The organism is Bacillus cereus group sp. BfR-BA-01379 (genome assembly GCF_022663605.1).
GTDB classification, from domain to species: domain Bacteria; phylum Bacillota; class Bacilli; order Bacillales; family Bacillaceae_G; genus Bacillus_A; species Bacillus_A mobilis.
This window is the reverse complement of the sequence record NZ_JAKUFT010000007.1, coordinates 49,368-69,850: the sequence shown is the minus strand read 5'-3', so window position 1 is coordinate 69,850 and position 20,483 is coordinate 49,368. Positions and strand designations below refer to the sequence as shown.

Genomic DNA, 20,483 nt, shown 5'->3' with positions numbered 1-20,483 from the left:
GGTGGGGTTACATGTCACTTCGATTTGTGATTGGTAGAGCGGGAAGTGGAAAAAGTACACTTTGTTTACACGAAGTGCAAGAAGAGTTAAAGCAGCGCCCAAGAGGGGAAACAATATTATATCTTGTGCCAGAACAGATGACATTCCAAACGCAGCAGGCGTTAATTGGTAGTGAGGATGTTAGAGGTTCTATTCGGGCACAAGTTTTTAGTTTTTCACGGTTAGCGTGGAAGGTGCTGCAAGAAGTGGGCGGAGCGAGTCGTCTTCACATCGATGAAGCGGGTGTACATATGCTACTTCGTAAAATTGTAGAGTCTCGTAAAGATGGATTATCAGTGTTCCAAAAAGCAGCGGAGCAAAACGGTTTCTTTGAACATCTTGGTAGCATGATTGCGGAGTTTAAACGTTACAACGTGACGCCATCTAACGTATATGAAATGTGGCAACAATTAGATGCGCATAGTAGCAGTGCAGAGCAAAAGTTATTAGCGAATAAAGTGTATGATCTACAACTATTATATGATGATTTCGAACGTGCTTTAATCGGAAAATATTTAGATTCAGAAGACTACCTGCAATTACTAGTGGAAAAGCTTCCGCAATCTGAATATGTAAATGGAGCTGAAATTTATATAGATGGATTCCATTCGTTCTCACCGCAAGAACTAGAAATTGTAAGACAGCTTATGATTTGCGGAGCGAGAGTTACAATCACGTTAACGATAGATGAAAAAACGTTAGCACAGCCAGTAAATGAACTAGATTTATTTTATGAAACGACGTTAACGTATGAAAAAATAAAGCAAGTGGCGCGTGAAGAGAAGATAGAAATTGAAAAAACGATTCCACTTATGGAACAACCACGTTTTCATTCGCAAGCATTAGCGCATTTAGAAACGCATTATGAAGCGCGTCCGAATGAAAAGTTTCACGGGGAAGCAAGTGTAACGATTCATACAGCAGCGAATTTACGAGCTGAAGTAGAAGGTGTTGCTCGTGAAATTCGTAGACTTGTGGCGGATGAAGACTACCGTTACCGAGATATTGCGGTCCTTCTTCGTAATGGGGAAAGTTATTACGATGTAATGCGAACGTTATTTACGGATTATAATATCCCACACTTCATCGATGAAAAACGCCCAATGTCACATCATCCGCTAGTAGAATGTATTCGTTCTGCACTAGAGATTATTAGTGGGAATTGGCGTTATGATGCAGTGTTTCGCTGCGTGAAAACAGAGCTTTTATATCCATTAGACGTAAGAAAAGAAACGATGCGTGAAGAGATGGATGAGTTTGAAAACTACTGTTTAGCGTACGGTGTACAAGGGAAGAGATGGACTTCAGAAGATCCGTGGATGTACCGTCGTTATCGTTCTCTTGACGATACGGACGGGATGATTACAGACAGTGAACGTGAAATGGAAGAGAAAATAAATCGACTACGCGACGTTGTAAGAACGCCTGTTATTCGTATGCAAAAAAGGTTGAAGCGTGCGGGAACAGTTATGCAAATGTGCGAAGCTGTTTACTTATTTTTAGAAGAGCTTGATGTTCCGAAAAAGCTAGAAGCATTACGTATTCGTGCAGAAGAGAGTGGAGATTTCTTATTCGCAACAGATCATGAGCAAGTATGGGAAGAAGTAATGAGTCTTCTTGATACGTTCGTTGAGATGCTTGGTGAAGAGAAAATGTCACTTTCTATGTTCACAGACGTTATGTCGACAGGTCTTGAGGCGCTTCAATTCGCAAACATTCCGCCTTCATTAGACCAAGTGTTAATTGCAAATATTGATCGTTCTAGATTATCGAATGTGAAAGCAACGTTTGTTATTGGCGTAAATGAAGGAGTGATTCCAGCAGCACCGATGGATGAAGGTATGCTTTCTGATGAAGAAAGAGATGTTCTTAGTGCTGCAGGTATCGAATTAGCACCAACGACGAGACAAACTTTACTAGAAGAACAGTTCGTTATGTACCAAATGGTAACGAGAGCGACTGAGAAATTATATATTTCTTGTCCGCTAGCAGATGAGGAAGGAAAGACGTTACTTGCGTCTAGCTTTATTAAGAAAATAAAAAGAATGTTTCCTGATGTGAAAGATACATTTATTACGAATGATGTAAATGATTTATCACGCTTGGAACAAATTTCGTACGTAGCAACGCCAGAAGTAACGTTGTCATATGTTATGCAGCAACTGCAAACGTGGAAGCGATATGGATTTGAAGGGAATTTAGACTTTTGGTGGGACGTATATAATTTCTACGTTACTTCAGATGAATGGAAGCAAAAAAGTAGCCGTGTATTATCAAGTTTATTCTACCGAAATCGTGCGCAAAAGCTAAGTTCAGTTGTAAGTAGAGATTTATACGGAGACACAATAAAAGGAAGCGTCTCTCGTATGGAACTATTTAACCGTTGCGCATATGCTCATTTCGCGCAGCACGGTTTATCATTAAGAGAGCGTGATATTTTCAAACTGGATGCGCCAGATATCGGGGAATTATTCCATGCAGCGCTGAAGAGAATTGCAGACAGGCTATTACGTGAAAATCGTACTTGGGCAGATTTATCAATAAAAGAGTGTGAGCATCTTTCTGCTGTAGTAATAGAAGAGATTGCACCGTTATTACAAAGACAAATTTTATTAAGTTCAAACCGTCATTTCTATTTAAAACAAAAACTACAACAAATCATTTTCCGTACGTCAATTATTCTTCGTGAACATGCGAAATCAAGTGGTTTCGTACCCGTTGATTTAGAAGTGCCGTTCGGTATGGGCGGTACAGGATCACTTCCGCCAATGGAATTCTCATTACCAAATGGCGTGAAGATGGAAGTAGTTGGCCGTATTGACCGTGTTGATAAGGCAGAAGATGAAAGTGGTACGTTCCTACGTATTATTGACTATAAATCAAGCTCAAAATCGTTAGACTTAACGGAAGTGTATTACGGATTGGCACTTCAAATGTTAACGTATTTAGATGTTGTTACTTCGAATGCACATACGTGGATGAAAAAAGGCGGCACGGCATCACCGGCTGGTGTACTGTACTTCCATATTCATAACCCAATCGTTGAGATGAAAGGTGACGCATCTGAAGCAGAAATTGAGAAAGAAATTTTAAAGAAATTTAAAATGAAAGGACTCGTGCTAGGCGATGCTGACGTTGTTCGTTTAATGGATAACAAACTTTCAACAGGAAGCTCTGATATTATTTCTGCGGGTCTGAAAAAAGACGGTAGCTTTAGTGCGCGTTCAAGTATTGCAAGTGAACAAGAGTTTAACGTATTGCAAAAATACGTACACCATACGTTTGAAAATATCGGAAAAGACATTACAGAAGGCGTAATCGATATTGCTCCTTACAAAAAGGGGAACAAAGCGGCATGTACGTTCTGTAACTTCAAATCTGTTTGTCAGTTCGATGAATCACTTGAAGATAATCAATTCCGTACGCTAAAAGATATGAAAGATAGCGAAGCGATGGAGAAAATTAGAGAGGAGGTTGGCGGAGAATGATTGAAAATTGGCCTGAAAAACCAGAAGGTAGTCAGTGGACAGATGATCAGTGGAAAGCGGTTGTAGCGAACGGACGTGATATTTTAGTCGCAGCAGCAGCTGGATCAGGGAAAACAGCAGTATTAGTTGAACGTATTATTAAAAAGATTATAAGTGAAGAAAATCCAGTCGATGTCGACCGCCTGCTCGTTGTAACATTTACGAATGCAGCGGCGCAAGAGATGAAAAACAGAATTGGGGAAGCGTTAGAAAAAGTATTAATTGATGAGCCGGGCTCTCAGCACGTAAGAAAGCAGCTGAGTTTATTAAATAAAGCTTCTATTTCGACGATCCATTCCTTTTGTTTACAAGTAATTAGAGGATACTACTACATGCTTGATGTTGATCCTCGTTTCCGCATTGCGAATCAAACAGAAAATGAATTATTAAAAGAAGAAGTGTTAGATGACATATTAGAAGCAGAGTATGGAATTGAAGATAATACGATATTCTTTGAACTCGTTGATCGTTATACGAGTGATCGTAGTGATGATGACTTACAGCGTATGATTTTAGCGCTTCATACAGAATCAAGAGCGCATCCAAATCCGGAAAAATGGCTCGATAAATTAGTAGAAGCATACGACGTGGAAGGAAAGACAATTGAAGATTTAGTGTATGCTTCTTACTTATTAGAAGATGTGAAATTCCAGCTTGAAACAGCAGAACAGCATATTCGTAAAGCGAATGAACTCGCAATGCTTCCTGACGGTCCAGCGCCTCGCGTTGAAACCTTGCAAGCTGATGCAGCGTTACTCGGAACGTTATCATCAGCTGCTTGTGAATCGTGGACAAGCGTTTATGAAGCGATGCAAAACGTATCGTGGCAAACATTAAAGCGTATTAAGAAAAGTGATTACAACGAAGATGTTGTAAAACAAGTAGACTCTCTTCGTAATAAAGCGAAAGATGAAGTGAAGAAATTACAAGAAGAGCTATTTAGCCGTAAACCTGAAAGTTTCTTACGAGATTTTCAAGATATGCATCCTGTATTAGAAAAGCTTGTTCAACTTGTAAAAGTATTTACAGAGCGTTTCCAAGCGATGAAACGAGATAAAGGGATGGTCGATTTCACAGATTTAGAGCATTTCTGTTTACAAATTTTAAGTGAACAAAGTGAAAATGGTGAGATGAAGCCATCAGCAGTAGCGCTTCAATATCGCAATAAATTTGCTGAAGTACTAGTTGATGAATATCAAGATACGAACTTCGTACAGGAATCCATTATTAAATTCGTAACGAAAGATTCTGAGAGTGAAGGAAACTTGTTCATGGTAGGTGACGTAAAACAGTCGATTTATCGTTTCCGACTAGCAGAACCAGGTTTATTCCTAGGAAAGTATAAACGCTTCACACCAGAAGGATCGGGCGGCGGAATGAAGATAGATTTAGCGAAAAACTTCCGTAGTCGTCAAGAAGTGTTAGCAGGTACGAACTTTATTTTCAAACAAATTATGGGTGAAGAAGTCGGAGAAATCGACTACGATGCAGACGCTGAATTAAAGTTAGGTGCTAGCTATCCAGAAGGTGAAGATGTAGCGGCAGAACTACTATGCATTCAGCAAACGGAAGAAGAAGTGCAAGACGGAGAAGAAGGTGCGGAAGTCGAAAAAGCGCAACTTGAAGCTCGTCTTATGGCGCAGCGCATTAAAGCGATGGTTGATTCAGGTTATGAAGTGTACGATCGTAAAACGGATAGTATGCGCCCTGTACAATACCGCGATTTCGTTATTTTACTTCGCTCGATGCCGTGGGCACCACAAATTATGGAAGAGTTAAAGCTGCAAGGAATTCCAGTATACGCTGATCTTGCGACTGGTTACTTTGAAGCGACAGAAGTAAATATTATGATGAACGTATTCCGTGTGATCGATAATCCGATGCAAGATATTCCACTTGCCGCAGTGCTTCGTTCACCAATCGTTGGGTTAAATGATGAGGAACTTGCGACGCTTCGTGCTCATGGGAAGAAAGGGTCGTTTTATGAAGTAATGAGCTCATTCTTAAAAGGGGCACCGCTTGAGGAAGAACAAGAACTTCATGATAAATTAGAGTGGTTCTATAACTTACTGCAAGGATGGCGTGAATTTGCGCGTCAACAGTCACTTTCTGATTTAATTTGGAAAGTGTACGGTGAGACAGGTTATTACGACTTTGTTGGCGGTTTACCAGCTGGAAAGCAAAGGCAAGCAAACCTGCGTGTACTTTATGACCGCGCAAGGCAATATGAAGCAACATCGTTTAGAGGATTATTCCGCTTCTTGCGCTTTATTGAGCGTATTTTAGAACGCGGTGATGATATGGGTACGGCGAGAGCTTTAGGTGAACAAGAAGATGTCGTTCGTATTATGACGATTCATAAAAGTAAAGGATTAGAGTTCCCAGTGGTATTCGTAGCGGGGCTTGGTCGCCGTTTTAATACACAAGATTTAATGAAACGTTTCTTACTGCATAAAGACTTCGGTTTCGGTTCGCAATTTATCGATCCACGTAAACGTATTAAATATACGACATTATCGCAACTAGCAATTAAGCGTAAAATGAAAATGGAATTAATCGCGGAAGAAATGCGCGTATTATACGTAGCGTTAACGCGTGCAAAAGAGAAGTTAATTTTAATCGGAACGGTTAAGGATGCAAATAAGGAAATGGAAAAATGGCTTGATGCGAGGGAGCATAGTGAGTGGTTATTACCAGACCATATACGTGCTGGGGCGTCTTGTTATTTAGACTGGATTGCACCTTCGTTATATAGACATCGTGATAGTGAAATGCTTCTTGAATTAGGACAAGGTAGTATTCCAGCTGAAATTTATGGATATAGTGCGAGCTGGAAAGTCGAAGTTGTAGACGGCAGCACGTTACTTGCGCCAGAACCGGTTCAAGAAGAGAAACAAGAATTACTAGAAGCACTTCGTGAGAAAAAAGCTGTTCCCCTGCAAAGTGAACGAAAAGATGAAGTGTACGACAGATTAATGTGGAAGTATGGATATGAGGAAGCAACATCTCACCGTGCGAAACAATCTGTTACGGAAATAAAGAGAAATTATCAATCTGAAGAAGGTAGCGATAACGCCTTTATTAAAAAAATGCGTGCGCCAATTAAAACACGCCCTCGTTTTATGGAGAAAAAAGGATTAACATACGCTGAAAGAGGTACGGCAGTTCATGCTGTTATGCAGCATGTTGATTTGAAAAAGCCGATTACAGAAGAAGTGATTCGGGAGCAAATTAGTGGCATGGTTAATAAAGAACTATTAACATTCGAACAAGCCGAAGAAATAGCAATCGAAAAAGTGATTTCATTCTTTGACAGTGATCTAGGTAAAAGGGTATTAGCGGCGAAAAGTGTTGAGCGTGAAGTACCATTTACGATGATGCTTGCAGCAGAAGAAGCATATCAAGATTGGCAAGGGCAGAGCGGGGAATCAATACTTGTCCAAGGGGTTATCGACTGCATAATTGAAGAGGAAGACGGTATTACATTAATCGACTTTAAAACAGATACGATTGAAGGAAAGTTCCCAGGTGGATTTGATCAAGCGAAACCAATTTTAGAAGATCGATACAAAGTGCAGCTTTCGTTGTATGCAAAGGCACTTGAAAAAAGCTTGCAACATCCTGTGAAAGAGAAATGCTTATACTTCTTTGATGGCAATCATATTGTAAAAATTGAAGAATAGAGGGACTTGAAAATGGCAACGGAAAAAACGTTAAGAACGTGTGAAAAAGGACATGAATACTATAAAAGTAGCGATTGTCCAACTTGCCCAGATTGTGAGAAAGAAAAGAAACCAACAACAGGATTTCTTTCACTTCTTTCATCACCAGCACGAAATGCGCTAGAGCATCATGGAATTCACACGATAGAAGAACTATCAAAGTATAGTGAGAAAGAAATTTTAAAACTGCATGGTATGGGGCCAGCGTCTATGCCGAAGCTTAGAAAGGCTTTGGAGGAAGCTGGGTTATCATTTCAATAAAATGAAGCAGTAAACAGTGGAGTCTTTTCATAATCTTGAATGAGATAAAAGAAAAAAGTAGGAGATATTCTCCTACTTTTTTTACGCTGTTCCGATCTGATCTTGATCCGCCACATCAGAATCAAACGTATTTGTTGCACTAACACCACTAAAAGTATTCACGACAAATCCAACATTGGAAGCTCCGGATCCATTATAAGCTTTCGTATTTTCTTTCGGAGATACGTTATAAAAATCCCCTAAATTAAAAGAACCATTACTGTTTTGAACGACGAGATTTCCAACAACAGAAGGCATACCATCCACCTACTTTACTAAGCCTTTTAATTACTATATGAATTATTGAGCGGAAGGTTCATCAGTAATATATTGGCGAATTTGCATAATACGAGAGTTATTGAAAGCATAATCAACATTTCCGATTTGAAAGCAACCAGAATTTAAGAGTGTTCGTAATTCAACGTCATTCACTTCAATAAAAGGACATTCATTTACAATGTTTAATTTTACATCTGTCGTGCGTTTTGGGATTGTGACATGTTCATCTGTAAAAATTTCAAATGCATCTAAGCGACCTTCGCCTTTTATATAACAAGGAATTTCCCGGTGGACGGCAAGAGCCCTACTTTTTAACTCCATTTGATTTGCATCTCCAACTTGAAACACGGCAGTAATCCCTAAAGAAATAATAGAAACATTTTGGACAACAGACACATGATGTAACATAATTTCTCAGTCTCCTTAACCTGGAGTAGGAGGGACATCTGTTACTAACGGTACAAACGGACCCTCTGTTACAGTTTCAAATGGTGTATCAAGAATAGAAGATAGAATGAGGAGATTCGCATCCCCAATTAAAAAGAGTGCAGATGACGATACACCGTTCATTTTAATCTGGCCGACCTTTAATTCACGATTTACAACGTTAAGATTCATACATACTTACTCCTTTCGGAAATTGCCCGGTATGTGTTGAATAAAAGAGAGGAAAGCTTTGTCGATATCATGCTTCATTGCTTGAATAATAATATCTCGTAAATAATCTGGATCTGTTGAAATCCCTTCATATGATTGCGCTTGTGTTAAATAATAAGGAAGTCTGTGCTCCATCTGTTTTTTTATGTCATCAACCATCATTTGTCGATACATTTCATCGAGCGGCGTTCTCTCTTCTTGTTCAAAATGGAGAATTCGATTATATGCTTCTTCATCTAAGTAACGATGCATTTCTTGAAGAATCCCTTGGTAAAAGTCTGGATTTGTGTCAGTCTCAGGATTGACCTTCAAAGTTTCTGTATCTACTTGGAAATCTTCAATTTGCTGTCCTTTTGCTGAAAATGGGTTTAAACCAATATTTAAAGTGCCATTTAAGTTCTCTACTTTTAATTGATCGAATTTGTATTCCACTTTTCCTACAGAAGAGGAGGGGCGATTTTTTAATTCGTTAAGCTCTTCTTGGAGTTGGCGCACTTGTTCTTCTAAATTCAGGATGGATGCTTGTTGTATTTGAAGAGCTTGTTGAAGTTGGTGTAAGTAAGTATATATATCTTGATTCATTTGTGAAACCTCCTTTTCAATAGGGAGGGTAAATATATTCCTGCTATATATTTATGACAAGGATGTCTTAAGAAGAACTAGTTGATGGTTTGATAGAAATAATTTGTCCTTTCGCTTGTAAGGGGCGAAGGGGCTCTGTAAAGCCACCACTATTTGAGAATTTAGATAGAGCTTTAATACTTCCAGCAGTACCAATTTGAAATACAGAAGAGGTTGTAATGCTATCAATTTTAATGCTGTTAATGATGATGCTTTGATTTACGTAAAAATTCAATACAATCGCCTCCTCTAAGTTGAACCAATTATCGCTTGATCAATTACATCGGAGTCATTAACAGTCGTTGCGCTTTGATAATTGTAGACAGAAACGTTATCTCCAACATTAAAAGAGCCGGCCCCAGCAAAAGCGCGTGAATAACTAATAGGCCTAATCGCAAATACATCTCCAATATGAAAAATACCACTTGATCCAATATTGACGATACGAATATGTCCGACCATAGCTGGCATACAAAACACCTTTCGTTTTTAAAATTTTCTTTTCTACTATTGTATGGGCGTTTTCAATAAAATGTGTGTTTTTTTGAAATAAAAGAAACACACGCGTTATTGCGTGTGTGTATCGAGTGTTTGATTAGGGTGAAAATCCGTATGTACATGCCAAATTACATTTAAGAGCCTGTCCAGTTCTTGGCTACAATCCACTGTTTTTTGAGAAGTCATTCCGTAGCGTTCAGCAAAATAAATCATTTTTTCACGTTTTTTTTCAATCGCTTGCTCAAACATTGAAATCGGCTCCATCTCTAAATGAAATTTTTAGTATATATGTAGTACATATTATACAAAAACCCCATAAAAAAGAAATGCTTTCGCTAAAAAAAGTAAATTTTCTACATTTTATGTCAAATGTAAAGGAGTAACGAATAGGATAGGTGAAGAATATTGTAAAAATTAGCGCGCATGAGAAGGTTTTTTTCTTACGGATGCGAATACAATTAAATGGTATGAGTTTTAGGATGGAGAGTGGAAATATTGCGTTTGGTAACGGCAAAAAAAGATGAAAAGGTATTTGTAGGTATTGTGGATGAAGAAGAAAAAAAGGTATTGCACTTAAGAGAAGCGCAAAGGCAAAAGGGGGAAAAGGTTACAATCCCCATTACAATGCTAGAGTATATTGAAAGAGGGACCACATGCTTTGAGAAAGTATGTGAAATTGTAAATTGGGCAAAAGAGCATGGGGAAACCGCGTATTATCCGTTAACTGAGGTGAAAATATTAGCACCAATTCCAAGGCCAAGGAAGAATATTCTATGCGTTGGAAAAAACTATCGTGAGCATGCGATAGAAATGGGCGGAGTAGAATCCATTCCGGAAAATATAATGATCTTTACGAAAGCACCAACGACAGTTATTGGAATGGATGAAAAAATTAATAGTCATCCCCACGCTACGAATGAACTAGACTATGAAGGAGAACTAGCTATCATTATCGGTAAGCGAGGGAAACAAATAAAAAAAGAAAAAGCGCTTGAGCATGTGTTTGGCTACACCATTATAAATGATATAACCGCTCGCGACATTCAAAGGAAGCATAAACAATTTTTCCTTGGGAAAAGTTTCGATACATTTTGTCCGATGGGACCGTATTTAATTCATAAATCAATGGTTGAAACGCCAAATGCGTTACACATTGAAACGGTAGTAAATGGGGAAGTAAGGCAAACTTCAAATACAAATAAAATGATTTTTTCAATAGAAGAAATTATTTCAACGATAAGTAAAGGCATGACGTTAGAACCAGGGGATATTATCGCAACAGGAACGCCGTCTGGAGTCGGAAAAGGTTTCACACCACCGAAGTTTTTACATGCTGGTGATGAAGTTGTCATTACAGTAGAAGGCATTGGTACTTTGCGAAATGTAGTGAAATGAAAAAAGAGCTATCTTATCGAAGATAGCTCTTTTTTATGGTCTTGGGTTATAGAGGTAATCAATAACCGAAAAAATGTAAAGACCAATGAATGCAAGTGTACAAATGCCAAATAGTATAACGGTAAGTGCACTTTTTTCTCGTCCAAAACCAATGATAGTAAGAATAACAGCAGTCCAAAATGATGCTTTCAGTAGTGTGAATGTAGTAGAAGTTGAGTAGTTAATAAGCAATGTTGTGGAAAGTAGGAAGCCAAAGAACGTAACTAAAATAAAAGATGTAGCCAAATAGTTAATGTGTTTGCCGTACCTTAATAACATATCGAATCTCCTTTACAATTTTAAAAGGCAGAAAATTACAACTTTATTTTAGTATAAATCAATATAAAAAGAAAGAGGTTGTCCCAACATGTAGGACAACCTCTCTATTATTACGATAATACCGCTTTAATTTTTTGGAATGCCCACTCTAAATCTTCTTCAGAGATTACTAGAGGTGGTGCGATACGAATTACATTTTCGTGTGTTTCTTTACATAATAGACCAGCTGCTTTTAGTTGTTCACAGTAAGGACGAGCTGGCTCGTTTAATTCGATACCGATGAATAAACCTTTACCACGAACTTCAGTGATCATTGGGTTATCAATCTCTTTTAATTGCCCAACTAATTTTTCACCTAATTGAAGAGAACGCTCTGTTAATTTTTCTTCTTCTAACACTTCAAGAGCTGCGATAGAAACAGCACATGCAAGTGGGTTACCACCAAATGTAGAACCGTGAGAACCTGGCTCGAATACGCCTAAAATGTCGCGGTTTGCTGCTACACAAGAGATTGGGAATACGCCGCCGCCAAGTGCTTTACCAAGTATGTACATGTCAGGAGTTACATTGTCCCAATCACAAGCAAATACTTTACCAGTACGGCCTAAGCCAGTTTGGATTTCATCTGCTACAAATAAAACGTTTTCTTTTTTACATACTTCAAGAGCTTCTTTTAAGTAACCAGCTGGTGGGATGTTAATTCCTGCTTCACCTTGGATTGGCTCTAAAATGAATGCAGCTGTATTTGGTGTAATAGCAGCTTTTAACGCTTCTAAATCACCGTAAGGAATTACGATAATGCCAGGAAGCATTGGACCGAATCCGCGCTTGTACTCTTCGTTTGAAGACATAGAAACAGCACCCATCGTACGTCCGTGGAAGTTATCTTCACAAACGATGATTTCAGCACGATTTGCTTCTACTTTCTTCACGTCATAAGCCCAGCGGCGAGCTGTTTTAATTGCAGTTTCAACAGCTTCTGCACCTGTATTCATTGGAAGTACCATTTCTTTATTAGTTAGTTTCGCAACTTTTTCGTACCAAGGACCTAATTGATCGCTATGGAAAGCACGAGAAGTTAACGTAACACGATTAGCTTGGTCAATTAAAGCGTTAATAATTTTTGGGTGACGATGACCTTGGTTTACAGCAGAATATGCACTTAATAAGTCCATATAGCGGTTTCCTTCAGGATCTTCTACCCAAACGCCTTCTGCTTTAGAAATAACGATTGGAAGTGGGTGATAGTTATTTGCCCCGTATGTGTCTGTAAGTTCGATAATATCCTTAGTTTGAATCATGATTGTTCCCCCTTTTGTTATTACAAGAAGTTTGTAAATACTCTAAATATTATATCATTTAAATGTAAAAAAGCGAAACATTTCCTGAAAATAAATGAACATGTTATCATATAGAGTGAAAAAGTGTGAAAAGAGGAGGTAAGGGATACGATGGTACATATGCATATTACAGCATGGGCGTTAGGTTTAATTTTATTCTTCGTTGCGTATTCACTTTATTCAGCAGGAAGAAAAGGTAAAGGTGTACATATGGGGCTTCGTCTTATGTACATTATCATTATTGTGACAGGCGTTTGGTTATACCTAGATCAAACTATAGTCGATAAGAGCTATCACATGTGGTACGGTCTAAAAATGTTAGCTGGTATATTAGTAATCGCTGGAATGGAAATGGTTCTTGTGAAAATGAGCAAGAACAAAGCAACAGGGGCATTTTGGGGATTATTTATTGTTGCACTAGTAGCAGTATTTTACCTTGGACTGAAATTACCGATTGGTTGGCAAGTATTCTAATAAAAAATAAAACCACCTTATAATCTCAAAGACTTGGGAGATAAGGTGGTTTTTTTACGTTATGTCGCATCGATGTGCAACTCTTCTCCGTTTACTTTCGTAAAACGAAACATGTTTTTATTTGACGTAGCGTGACGAACGAAATGATGCTGCAGTGTACAAATCATCTCTTCGTTATCGAACAAAAGAATATTTACTCCTTCGCATGCTTCTTCTTTCGGTAAGAAAGATAAATAATTATGACAATACATGCAATCATATAAAGAGTAGTGAAGGGATTGCAATGATTCAGTTAATAACGTAAAGACAGAGTCAGGTAACTCCTCAAGCCATTCCGTATAGCTAAGAAGTAATTTCTTTCGAATTCGTATCATTTCTCCGTTTTGCAGGTGGTGCTGTTCGTTGGCGATTTGTAATACATCTTGTTCATAGAAACGAGCTGGTAGCCAGTTGTTGTTATATAAAATCTCAAAGCCATCTTCGGCAATATCTTCTAATAAAAATGCTTCATCATTTTCATCATCAAAGAATACCCATTCATTGTTTATATATTCTACATTACCGACCGTATGAGCACGAGGCTGGTTATATAAAATATGGTTACGTTGTATCATACACGATTTCTCCTTTATGAAAAGTAGTTATTTCTGTTATAGACAGTTCGCGCATTCTTTATAACTAGACACATCTAGACATAGGTGGGCATACAATAAAACACGTTTTACTGAGTGAAAATGCTATTCCATATGTGGATAGTAGGTTATCGTCAAGTTTTTCGCTTTTTTGATCCGCACCTTGTAGGGTGGGGATTACTGCTCGTTTAGGAAAAGAAATAGGATGGAAGGATGATTTATATGTGCGGGATTACAGGATGGGTGGATTATAAACGCTCATTAGAAGGAGAGCGAGACGTCGTTACGAAGATGGCTGAGACGTTAGCAAAGCGTGGCCCAGATGATAATAAAGTTTGGATTAAAGGCAATGTTGCATTTGGGCACAAACGGTTAATCGTTGTTGATCCTGAGGGCGGGAAACAACCGATGACTTGTTTAAAAGATGAAACGAATTATGCGATTTGCTATAACGGTGAACTGTATAACACGGAAGATATTCGAAAGGAATTATTAAGAAGAGGATATACGTTCAAAGGCCATTCTGATACGGAGGTGCTATTAGCGTCGTATATCGAATGGAAAGAAGAATGTGTCGATCATTTAAACGGTATATATGCGTTTGCCGTATGGGATGAACAGAAAGAACAAGTATTTATTGCGCGAGATCGACTAGGTGTAAAACCGCTATTTTTTAAATATGATAGTGGGCGATTACTATTTGGTTCAGAGTTAAAAGCGATATTGGCTCATCCAGATGTGAAGGCGGAAGTAACGTTAGAAGGATTATCTGAAATATTCGGTCTTGGACCATCGAGAACACCTGGTCATGGCATTTATGCTGGTATAAAAGAATTACGTCCAGGTCATGCGATGACATTTTCAAAGAACGGTCTATGTATATGGAGATATTGGAATGTGGAAAGCAAAAAACATGAAGATTCCTTTGAAGAAACAGTAGAGAAAACACGCTTTTTATTACAAGATGCGATTACAAGGCAGCTCGTTTCTGATGTACCACTATGTACTTTTTTATCAGGCGGTGTAGATTCGAGCGCAATTACAGCAATTGCTGCGAAAGAATATGCAAGGTCAGGAAAAGGGCAATTACACACATATTCTGTTGATTATGAAGATAATGACAAATACTTTAAAGCGAATGCGTTTCAGCCAAATTCAGATGCACCATTTATTCATTTAATGACGGAGACGTTTCAAACAATCCACCATCGTTGCGTCATTTCAAATGAACAATTAGCACAGTATTTAACAGAAGCAGTACTCGTTCGTGACTTGCCTGGTATGGCAGATATCGATTCGTCATTATTATGGTTTTGCCGTGAAATTAAACAAGATTTTGTCGTCGGTTTATCTGGGGAATGTGCAGACGAAATATTTGGTGGTTATCCGTGGTTTTATAGAGAAGATGATTTGCAATCGAGTGCCTTTCCGTGGATGCGCTCTACAGAAGCACGTGAACAACTACTAAAGAAAGAATGGAGAAATAAATTAAATTTACAACAATATGTACAGCAGCGCTATGAAGAATCCATTCAAGAAGTTCCTATTTTAGAGGGAGAAAGCCCAATTGAAGCAAAGAGACGACAACTATTTTACTTGAACATGGTATGGTTTATGACAACATTATTAGACAGAAAAGACCGTATGAGTATGGGGGCAAGCTTAGAAGTACGCGTTCCGTTTGCAGACCACCGACTTGTCGAATATGCGTGGAATATTCCTTGGGAAATGAAAATGTATAAAAACCGCGAAAAAGGTCTATTGCGTAAAGCGTTAGAAGGGTTACTTCCAAATGACATCTTATATAGAAAGAAGAGCCCATATCCGAAAACGCATAATCCGCACTATACGAAAGCAGTCACAGTATGGCTACAAGATTTATTAACGGATAAAGGCTCAATTTTGCACGAGTTATTTGATAAAGAGCAGTTAAGTGGATTAATTGAGTCAGGCGGCAGTGCATTTCAATCGCCTTGGTTCGGTCAATTAATGACTGGACCTCAGCTTTTAGCTCATTTAGCGCAAATTCATGTTTGGTTTAAAGAGTATGGGGTAAATATTAAAGAATAGAAGAAAAGCGACTTACTTTTATGTAAGTCGCTTTTTATTAAATAAAGTGTCAAATAAAATTTAAAATCATATTAGAAATAATACTTATTTAGAATAATTATTTTGACGTACTTATTATTAGTTGTTATAATTGGAAACAAATGTTCTTGAAAAAGATTCTCATTTATGAAATTGAGGTGTTATATAGATGACAAAGAAAAAAATAGGTTTACTCGTAATGGCGTATGGAACGCCAGAATCATTAGATGATGTAGAAGCGTACTATACACATATTCGCCACGGGCGTAAACCTTCAGAAGAAGCACTCCAAGACTTAATCGAGCGCTATAAAGCGATTGGCGGAATTTCACCACTTGCAAAAATTACGAAAGAGCAGGCGCATAAATTAACAGATTCAATGAATAATATATTTACAGAGTATGAATTTACTTGTTATTTAGGATTAAAACATACAGCTCCATTTATAGAAGATGCAGTAGAAGAGATGAAGAAAGATGGAATTGAGCAGGCGATTAGTATCGTATTAGCACCGCACTATTCTACATTTAGTATTAAAGCGTATAATGACCGTGCTATTTGTCTTTCAGAAGAAATCGGTGGCCCTGTTATTGAACCAATTGAACAATGGTACGATGAACCGAAATTTATTTCGTATTGGGCAGAGCAAATAAAAGAAACATTTACAAATATTGAAGATAAAGAGAAAGCTATCGTAATTTTTTCAGCGCATAGTTTACCGGAGAAAATTATTGCAGCAGGTGATCCTTATGTAGAGCAATTGCAACATACAGCGGATTTAATCGCAGCAGCTGCAAATATTCAAAACTATACAATTGGTTGGCAAAGTGCCGGAAATACACCGGATCCATGGATTGGACCGGATGTACAAGATTTAACGAGAGATTTATTTGAAGAGCATAGATATGAATCTTTCATATATTGCCCAGTTGGCTTTGTGGCAGAGCATTTAGAAGTTTTATATGACAACGATTACGAGTGTAAAGTTGTAACTGATGAATTAAACGTGGCATATTTTAGACCAAATATGCCAAATTCAAAATCTGTATTTATCGATTGCTTAGCTGAAATTGTTTCCAAAAAAATGAAGAAAATAGTTGACAAGAACTTAGTTTTGAATAATAATTAATTTATAATAATTTTAAATAAATAATAATTCCTAAAAGATAAAGAGGAGGATCCCCCTGATGAATCCAAATAATCGCTTAACAACAAACCAAGGTGCTCCGGTTGGAGATAACCAAAATTCTCGTACAGCTGGTCGCCGTGGACCGGTATTATTAGAAGACTATCATTTAGTAGAAAAACTGGCTCACTTTGATCGTGAACGTATTCCAGAACGCGTTGTACATGCACGTGGTGCAGGTGCTCACGGTGTATTCGTAACGAAAAACAGCATGAAGCAATATACAAAGGCAGCGTTTTTACAAAATGAAGGAACTGAAACGCCTGTATTTGTTCGTTTCTCAACGGTTATTCATGGTCAAGGTTCTCCAGAAACAGCTCGTGACCCACGCGGGTTTGCTGTCAAATTTTATACAGAAGAAGGAAATTACGATATTGTAGGTAACCATTTACCGGTCTTCTTCATTCGTGATGCAATTAAATTCCCTGATATGGTGCATTCTTTAAAACCAGCACCTGATACAAATATTCAAACGCCAGATCGTTACTGGGATTTCATGACGTTAAGTCCAGAATCTACACATATGATGACATGGGTGTTCTCTGATTACGGTACACCAGCAAGCTATCGCGAAATGGAAGGTTTCGGTGTCCATTCATTTAAATGGATTAATGCAGAAGGTAAAATCGTCTACATTAAATATCACTGGAAACCACAGCAAAGTGTACGTAACTTAAGTGCAAAAGAAGTGCAAGAAGTACAAGGAAAAGACTTCAACCATGCAACTCGTGACTTGTTCGATGCAATCGAAAAAGGAAACTATCCGAAGTGGGATTTACACGTACAAGTGATGCAACTAGAAGAAACGGATTCTTTAGATTTCGATCCATTAGATCCGACGAAAGTATGGCCAGAAGATCGCTTCCCGTTAATTGAAGTAGGGACAATGACGTTAAATCGTAACCCGAAAAACTTCTTCGCAGAAGTAGAGCAAGTGGCGTTCTCTCCAAGTGCAACTGTAAATGGTATTGAACCATCTGAAGATAAATTATTACAAGGTCGTTTATTCTCTTATCCAGATACACAGCGTTACCGTCTTGGTGCAAACTACTTGCAAATTCCAGTAAACTGCCCGTACGCAGCTGTTCATAACCAACAACGTGATGGTGCAATGCAAATCAATCAAAATCCATCTACAATCAACTACGAACCGAGCCGCCATGCTGAAAATCCAGTTGAAGACCCGACTTACCGCGATTCAACTATGAAAGTAGAAGGCTATGTATCTCGTGAAAAAATTGACAAACCAAATGACTTCAAACAAGCAGGTGAGCGTTACCGTTCATTTTCTAAAGAAGAGCAAGACAACTTAATTGCAAACTTAACAAATGACTTAAAAGACGTAAATGAGCGCACGAAATTACTAGCTGTTTGTAACTTCTTCCGTGCAGATCAAGAGTATGGAATGCGTTTAGCGCAGTCTTTAAATGTTGATATTACGCAATATGTAGGGAATGCTCCGAAATAAATAGGAAAAGACGACTGTTAACCGGTCGTCTTTTTTGTATGTAAAAGATGTTTTACATGCGAGGCGAAAGATGCTATACTCGTGTCAAATAAGTTTTACATATAAGGGGTGTATTTTAATGGATGTTTTGATTTTTGTTATTGCGTTAAGTGTCTTTTTATTTGTAGTGTTTGCTATTATAAAAATGTTTATAGCGATTGGGAAACAAGGTGATGAGCGTGCTACGTTTATAAAAAACAAAGCGATGGCTGAGACATTTAAAATAGCGATGGGGCTAATGGTACTCGAGATGATTCCCTTTATTTATCATCGTTTTAATGAAACGGTAGGAACGCCGTTTAATCCAGTTCGCTTTTTAGCTGTAATAGCGATTGCATTTCTTATTATATTAAGTTTGAATAAAAGTAAGTATGGTGATTCGTAAGTTATACCGGGGTATTCTTCAGGTTCGTTATGTTGGGGTTTATTGATAAATTGATATATCCGGAGAATCGCCGATATACTCACTAGAATACTAGGTGGGGTATACCGCCAACAAGCACAATAAAAAGAGATGCAATCTACTACCAATAGATTGCATCTCTTTTTTAGTTCACTCGCTCCGTGTACTCATAAGCTTTCTCCCCGTGCATCGAAATATCAAGTCCCATATGTTCCTCATGCTCATCTACCCGAACAGGGAGGAAGAAGTTAATCACTTTAATAATGGCGTACGTCATGATGATCGTGAATGCATATGTTGCGCCGATTGCTACAAGTTGTTTAAGCAGTAAAGCGGCATTTCCGTAAAATAATCCGTTAGCGCCATCACTGTTTACAGCAGTAGTTGCAAATAGCCCTGTCGCAATACCGCCCCAAGTGCCGCCGATACCGTGACATCCGAATGCATCGAGTGTATCATCGTATCCGAATTTTGTTTTTAAGAAAAAGACTGCTCCGAAGCATAATACGCCGCCAAATGCTCCGATAAGAAGAGCGGAGAAAGGTGTAACGAATCCACAAGCTGGTGTAATAGCGACTAGGCCGGAAACAACTCCACAAGCAGCTCCCATCGCGGTCGGTTTCGATTGGAAGAACCATTCTGAAAGCATCCAAGTTAATGCGGAGGCAGCTGCGGCTATATTTGTATTAATAAATGCGGTTAAAGCTACATCATTTAAAGATAATGCACTTCCGACATTAAAACCGAACCAGCCGAACCATAGTAGACCGGCGCCTAACATTGTGAATGGTAAATGGTGAGGAGAAGTGCCGTTTATGTTTTTTCGTTTTCCGAGAAAAATAGCTAATACAAGGCCGGCCACGCCAGATGTAATATGAACGACATTACCACCAGCGAAGTCTAACGCCCCAAGTTCTCTTAGCCACCCGCCGACGCCCCATACCCAATGAGCGACAGGATTGTAAACGATTGTTGTCCATAGAAGGATGAAAATAAGGAAAGCAGAAAATCGCATTCTTTCGGCGAATGCACCTGAAATTAAAGCGGGAGTTAAAATGGCGAACATGAGTTGGAACATCATAAATAAGTTGTGAGGAATAGTAGATGAGTAGTCTGGATTTGGTGCGTAGGTAACGCCGTTTAAACCGAACCAATCGAGTGTACCGATAAGTCCGTGCCAATCTGGTCCAAATGATAAAGAATAGCCGATCACAATCCATTGAATCGAAACGATAGCCATTGCGCTATAACTATGCATTGTTGTACTGAGTACGTTTTTACTGCGAACCATGCCCCCATAAAAAAGTGCCAATCCTGGTGTCATTAACATGACCATTACTGTCGTTACAAACATAAAAACCGTATCTCCTGTATTCATTCTCTCTCCTCCTATAATGTTAGAAAAAATAACATCAACTTGTTATGTTTCATATCATATTCGAAACAAAATGAAAAATCAACTAAAAATTCAGAAAACTTTTTAGTTGATGTTAGAAA

General features: G+C 38.3%; 20 protein-coding genes. 9 read left to right on the top strand and 11 right to left on the bottom strand.

Features of this window, described 5'->3' with window-relative positions:
- Positions 1–11 precede the first annotated feature (11 nt).
- From addB to MR113_RS04570, 3 genes are read left to right on the top strand one after another with little or no spacing between them, the layout of a single operon-like run.
- The gene (gene addB / locus MR113_RS04580) at positions 12–3,527 is read left to right on the top strand and encodes a helicase-exonuclease AddAB subunit AddB (RefSeq protein ID WP_242251574.1); all 3,516 of its coding nucleotides are present in this window, start codon (positions 12–14) and stop codon (positions 3,525–3,527) included.
- Positions 3,524–7,249: a helicase-exonuclease AddAB subunit AddA gene (gene addA / locus MR113_RS04575; protein WP_242251572.1), complete on the top strand. Its 3,726-nt coding sequence runs from the start codon at positions 3,524–3,526 to the stop codon at positions 7,247–7,249. The genes addB and addA overlap by 4 nt, the downstream gene beginning before the upstream one ends.
- A 12-nt stretch (positions 7,250–7,261) precedes the next feature.
- Positions 7,262–7,549, top strand: a complete 288-nt coding sequence (locus MR113_RS04570; protein WP_242251553.1) for an RNA polymerase alpha subunit C-terminal domain-containing protein — start codon at positions 7,262–7,264, stop codon at positions 7,547–7,549.
- An 81-nt stretch (positions 7,550–7,630) separates the two neighbouring features.
- Here the strand turns inward: MR113_RS04570 and gerPF are convergent, their stop codons facing one another.
- The 7 genes from gerPF to MR113_RS04535 all read right to left on the bottom strand — a co-directional run bounded on the left by gerPF (position 7,631) and on the right by MR113_RS04535 (position 9,892).
- Positions 7,631–7,846: a spore germination protein GerPF gene (gerPF, locus tag MR113_RS04565; protein ID WP_001141570.1), complete on the bottom strand. Its 216-nt coding sequence runs from the start codon at positions 7,844–7,846 to the stop codon at positions 7,631–7,633.
- Between the two features lie 42 nt (positions 7,847–7,888).
- Entirely contained in the window at positions 7,889–8,275 is a 387-nt protein-coding gene (locus MR113_RS04560; protein ID WP_088095504.1) for a spore germination protein GerPE, read from the bottom strand.
- Between the two features lie 15 nt (positions 8,276–8,290).
- A complete protein-coding gene (gerPD, locus tag MR113_RS04555) occupies positions 8,291–8,485 on the bottom strand; it encodes a spore germination protein GerPD (RefSeq protein WP_001052807.1) in 195 nt (64 codons plus the stop codon).
- 6 nt (positions 8,486–8,491) lie between these two features.
- Positions 8,492–9,106 (bottom strand): spore germination protein GerPC, encoded by a 615-nt coding sequence (gene gerPC / locus MR113_RS04550; protein WP_242251552.1) that lies wholly within the window; start codon positions 9,104–9,106, stop codon positions 8,492–8,494.
- 67 nt (positions 9,107–9,173) lie between these two features.
- Positions 9,174–9,380 carry a spore germination protein GerPB gene (gene gerPB / locus MR113_RS04545; RefSeq protein WP_001012506.1) on the bottom strand — a complete coding sequence of 69 codons (207 nt, stop codon included), beginning with the start codon at positions 9,378–9,380 and terminating at the stop codon, positions 9,174–9,176.
- 14 nt (positions 9,381–9,394) lie between these two features.
- Positions 9,395–9,616 (bottom strand): spore germination protein GerPA, encoded by a 222-nt coding sequence (gene gerPA, locus MR113_RS04540; protein ID WP_001111187.1) that lies wholly within the window; start codon positions 9,614–9,616, stop codon positions 9,395–9,397.
- A 96-nt stretch (positions 9,617–9,712) separates the two neighbouring features.
- Positions 9,713–9,892 (bottom strand): aspartyl-phosphate phosphatase Spo0E family protein, encoded by a 180-nt coding sequence (locus tag MR113_RS04535; protein WP_000462845.1) that lies wholly within the window; start codon positions 9,890–9,892, stop codon positions 9,713–9,715.
- Between the two features lie 246 nt (positions 9,893–10,138).
- On the opposite strand from MR113_RS04535, the gene MR113_RS04530 reads away from it, so the two are divergent.
- Positions 10,139–11,038, top strand: a complete 900-nt coding sequence (locus MR113_RS04530) for a fumarylacetoacetate hydrolase family protein (protein ID WP_170956832.1) — start codon at positions 10,139–10,141, stop codon at positions 11,036–11,038.
- Positions 11,039–11,071: 33 nt separating this feature from the next.
- Here the strand turns inward: MR113_RS04530 and MR113_RS04525 are convergent, their stop codons facing one another.
- Both MR113_RS04525 and rocD read right to left on the bottom strand, forming a co-directional pair.
- Entirely contained in the window at positions 11,072–11,356 is a 285-nt protein-coding gene (locus MR113_RS04525) for a hypothetical protein (protein WP_242251550.1), read from the bottom strand.
- A 110-nt stretch (positions 11,357–11,466) separates the two neighbouring features.
- The gene (rocD, locus tag MR113_RS04520) at positions 11,467–12,657 is read right to left on the bottom strand and encodes an ornithine aminotransferase (RefSeq protein ID WP_000616654.1); all 1,191 of its coding nucleotides are present in this window, start codon (positions 12,655–12,657) and stop codon (positions 11,467–11,469) included.
- A gap of 150 nt (positions 12,658–12,807) precedes the next feature.
- Between rocD and MR113_RS04515 the strand changes: the two genes are divergently transcribed.
- Positions 12,808–13,170, top strand: coding sequence for a YisL family protein (locus MR113_RS04515; RefSeq protein WP_061656766.1), 363 nt, complete (start codon positions 12,808–12,810; stop codon positions 13,168–13,170).
- 59 nt (positions 13,171–13,229) lie between these two features.
- On the opposite strand, the gene MR113_RS04510 is transcribed toward MR113_RS04515, so the two are convergent.
- The gene (locus tag MR113_RS04510) at positions 13,230–13,784 is read right to left on the bottom strand and encodes a DUF2777 domain-containing protein (RefSeq protein ID WP_048559584.1); all 555 of its coding nucleotides are present in this window, start codon (positions 13,782–13,784) and stop codon (positions 13,230–13,232) included.
- A 240-nt stretch (positions 13,785–14,024) separates the two neighbouring features.
- Here MR113_RS04510 and asnB point away from each other — a divergent pair, with 240 nt between their 5' ends.
- From asnB to MR113_RS04490, 4 genes are all read left to right on the top strand, one after another.
- On the top strand, positions 14,025–15,872 hold the full coding sequence (asnB, locus tag MR113_RS04505; protein WP_242251660.1) for an asparagine synthase (glutamine-hydrolyzing): 1,848 nt from the start codon (positions 14,025–14,027) through the stop codon (positions 15,870–15,872).
- 187 nt (positions 15,873–16,059) lie between these two features.
- Positions 16,060–17,019, top strand: a complete 960-nt coding sequence (hemH, locus tag MR113_RS04500) for a ferrochelatase (protein WP_242251548.1) — start codon at positions 16,060–16,062, stop codon at positions 17,017–17,019.
- Between the two features lie 58 nt (positions 17,020–17,077).
- Positions 17,078–18,544, top strand: a complete 1,467-nt coding sequence (gene katB / locus MR113_RS04495) for a catalase KatB (RefSeq protein WP_242251539.1) — start codon at positions 17,078–17,080, stop codon at positions 18,542–18,544.
- A gap of 118 nt (positions 18,545–18,662) precedes the next feature.
- Positions 18,663–18,968 carry a hypothetical protein gene (locus MR113_RS04490; protein WP_242251537.1) on the top strand — a complete coding sequence of 102 codons (306 nt, stop codon included), beginning with the start codon at positions 18,663–18,665 and terminating at the stop codon, positions 18,966–18,968.
- A 163-nt stretch (positions 18,969–19,131) separates the two neighbouring features.
- Here the strand turns inward: MR113_RS04490 and MR113_RS04485 are convergent, their stop codons facing one another.
- Positions 19,132–20,364 carry an ammonium transporter gene (locus MR113_RS04485; protein ID WP_242251535.1) on the bottom strand — a complete coding sequence of 411 codons (1,233 nt, stop codon included), beginning with the start codon at positions 20,362–20,364 and terminating at the stop codon, positions 19,132–19,134.
- Positions 20,365–20,483 lie beyond the last annotated feature (119 nt).

Excerpts from the sequence above, each read along its gene's own strand:
- gerPC (WP_242251552.1), bottom strand. The coding sequence starts at position 9,106 with ATGAATCAAGATATATATACTTACTTACACCAACTTCAACAAGCTCTT.
- addA (WP_242251572.1), top strand. The coding sequence starts at position 3,524 with ATGATTGAAAATTGGCCTGAAAAACCAGAAGGTAGTCAGTGGACAGAT.
- gerPF (WP_001141570.1), bottom strand. The coding sequence starts at position 7,846 with ATGCCTTCTGTTGTTGGAAATCTCGTCGTTCAAAACAGTAATGGTTCT.
- MR113_RS04515 (WP_061656766.1), top strand. The coding sequence starts at position 12,808 with ATGGTACATATGCATATTACAGCATGGGCGTTAGGTTTAATTTTATTC.
- MR113_RS04490 (WP_242251537.1), top strand. The coding sequence starts at position 18,663 with ATGGATGTTTTGATTTTTGTTATTGCGTTAAGTGTCTTTTTATTTGTA.
- gerPA (WP_001111187.1), bottom strand. The coding sequence starts at position 9,616 with ATGCCAGCTATGGTCGGACATATTCGTATCGTCAATATTGGATCAAGT.
- MR113_RS04560 (WP_088095504.1), bottom strand. The coding sequence starts at position 8,275 with ATGTTACATCATGTGTCTGTTGTCCAAAATGTTTCTATTATTTCTTTA.
- MR113_RS04535 (WP_000462845.1), bottom strand. The coding sequence starts at position 9,892 with ATGTTTGAGCAAGCGATTGAAAAAAAACGTGAAAAAATGATTTATTTT.
- katB (WP_242251539.1), top strand. The coding sequence starts at position 17,078 with ATGAATCCAAATAATCGCTTAACAACAAACCAAGGTGCTCCGGTTGGA.
- addB (WP_242251574.1), top strand. The coding sequence starts at position 12 with ATGTCACTTCGATTTGTGATTGGTAGAGCGGGAAGTGGAAAAAGTACA.
- MR113_RS04485 (WP_242251535.1), bottom strand. The coding sequence starts at position 20,364 with ATGAATACAGGAGATACGGTTTTTATGTTTGTAACGACAGTAATGGTC.
- gerPD (WP_001052807.1), bottom strand. The coding sequence starts at position 8,485 with ATGAATCTTAACGTTGTAAATCGTGAATTAAAGGTCGGCCAGATTAAA.
- asnB (WP_242251660.1), top strand. The coding sequence starts at position 14,025 with ATGTGCGGGATTACAGGATGGGTGGATTATAAACGCTCATTAGAAGGA.
- MR113_RS04525 (WP_242251550.1), bottom strand. The coding sequence starts at position 11,356 with ATGTTATTAAGGTACGGCAAACACATTAACTATTTGGCTACATCTTTT.
- MR113_RS04570 (WP_242251553.1), top strand. The coding sequence starts at position 7,262 with ATGGCAACGGAAAAAACGTTAAGAACGTGTGAAAAAGGACATGAATAC.
- rocD (WP_000616654.1), bottom strand. The coding sequence starts at position 12,657 with ATGATTCAAACTAAGGATATTATCGAACTTACAGACACATACGGGGCA.
- hemH (WP_242251548.1), top strand. The coding sequence starts at position 16,060 with ATGACAAAGAAAAAAATAGGTTTACTCGTAATGGCGTATGGAACGCCA.
- MR113_RS04510 (WP_048559584.1), bottom strand. The coding sequence starts at position 13,784 with ATGATACAACGTAACCATATTTTATATAACCAGCCTCGTGCTCATACG.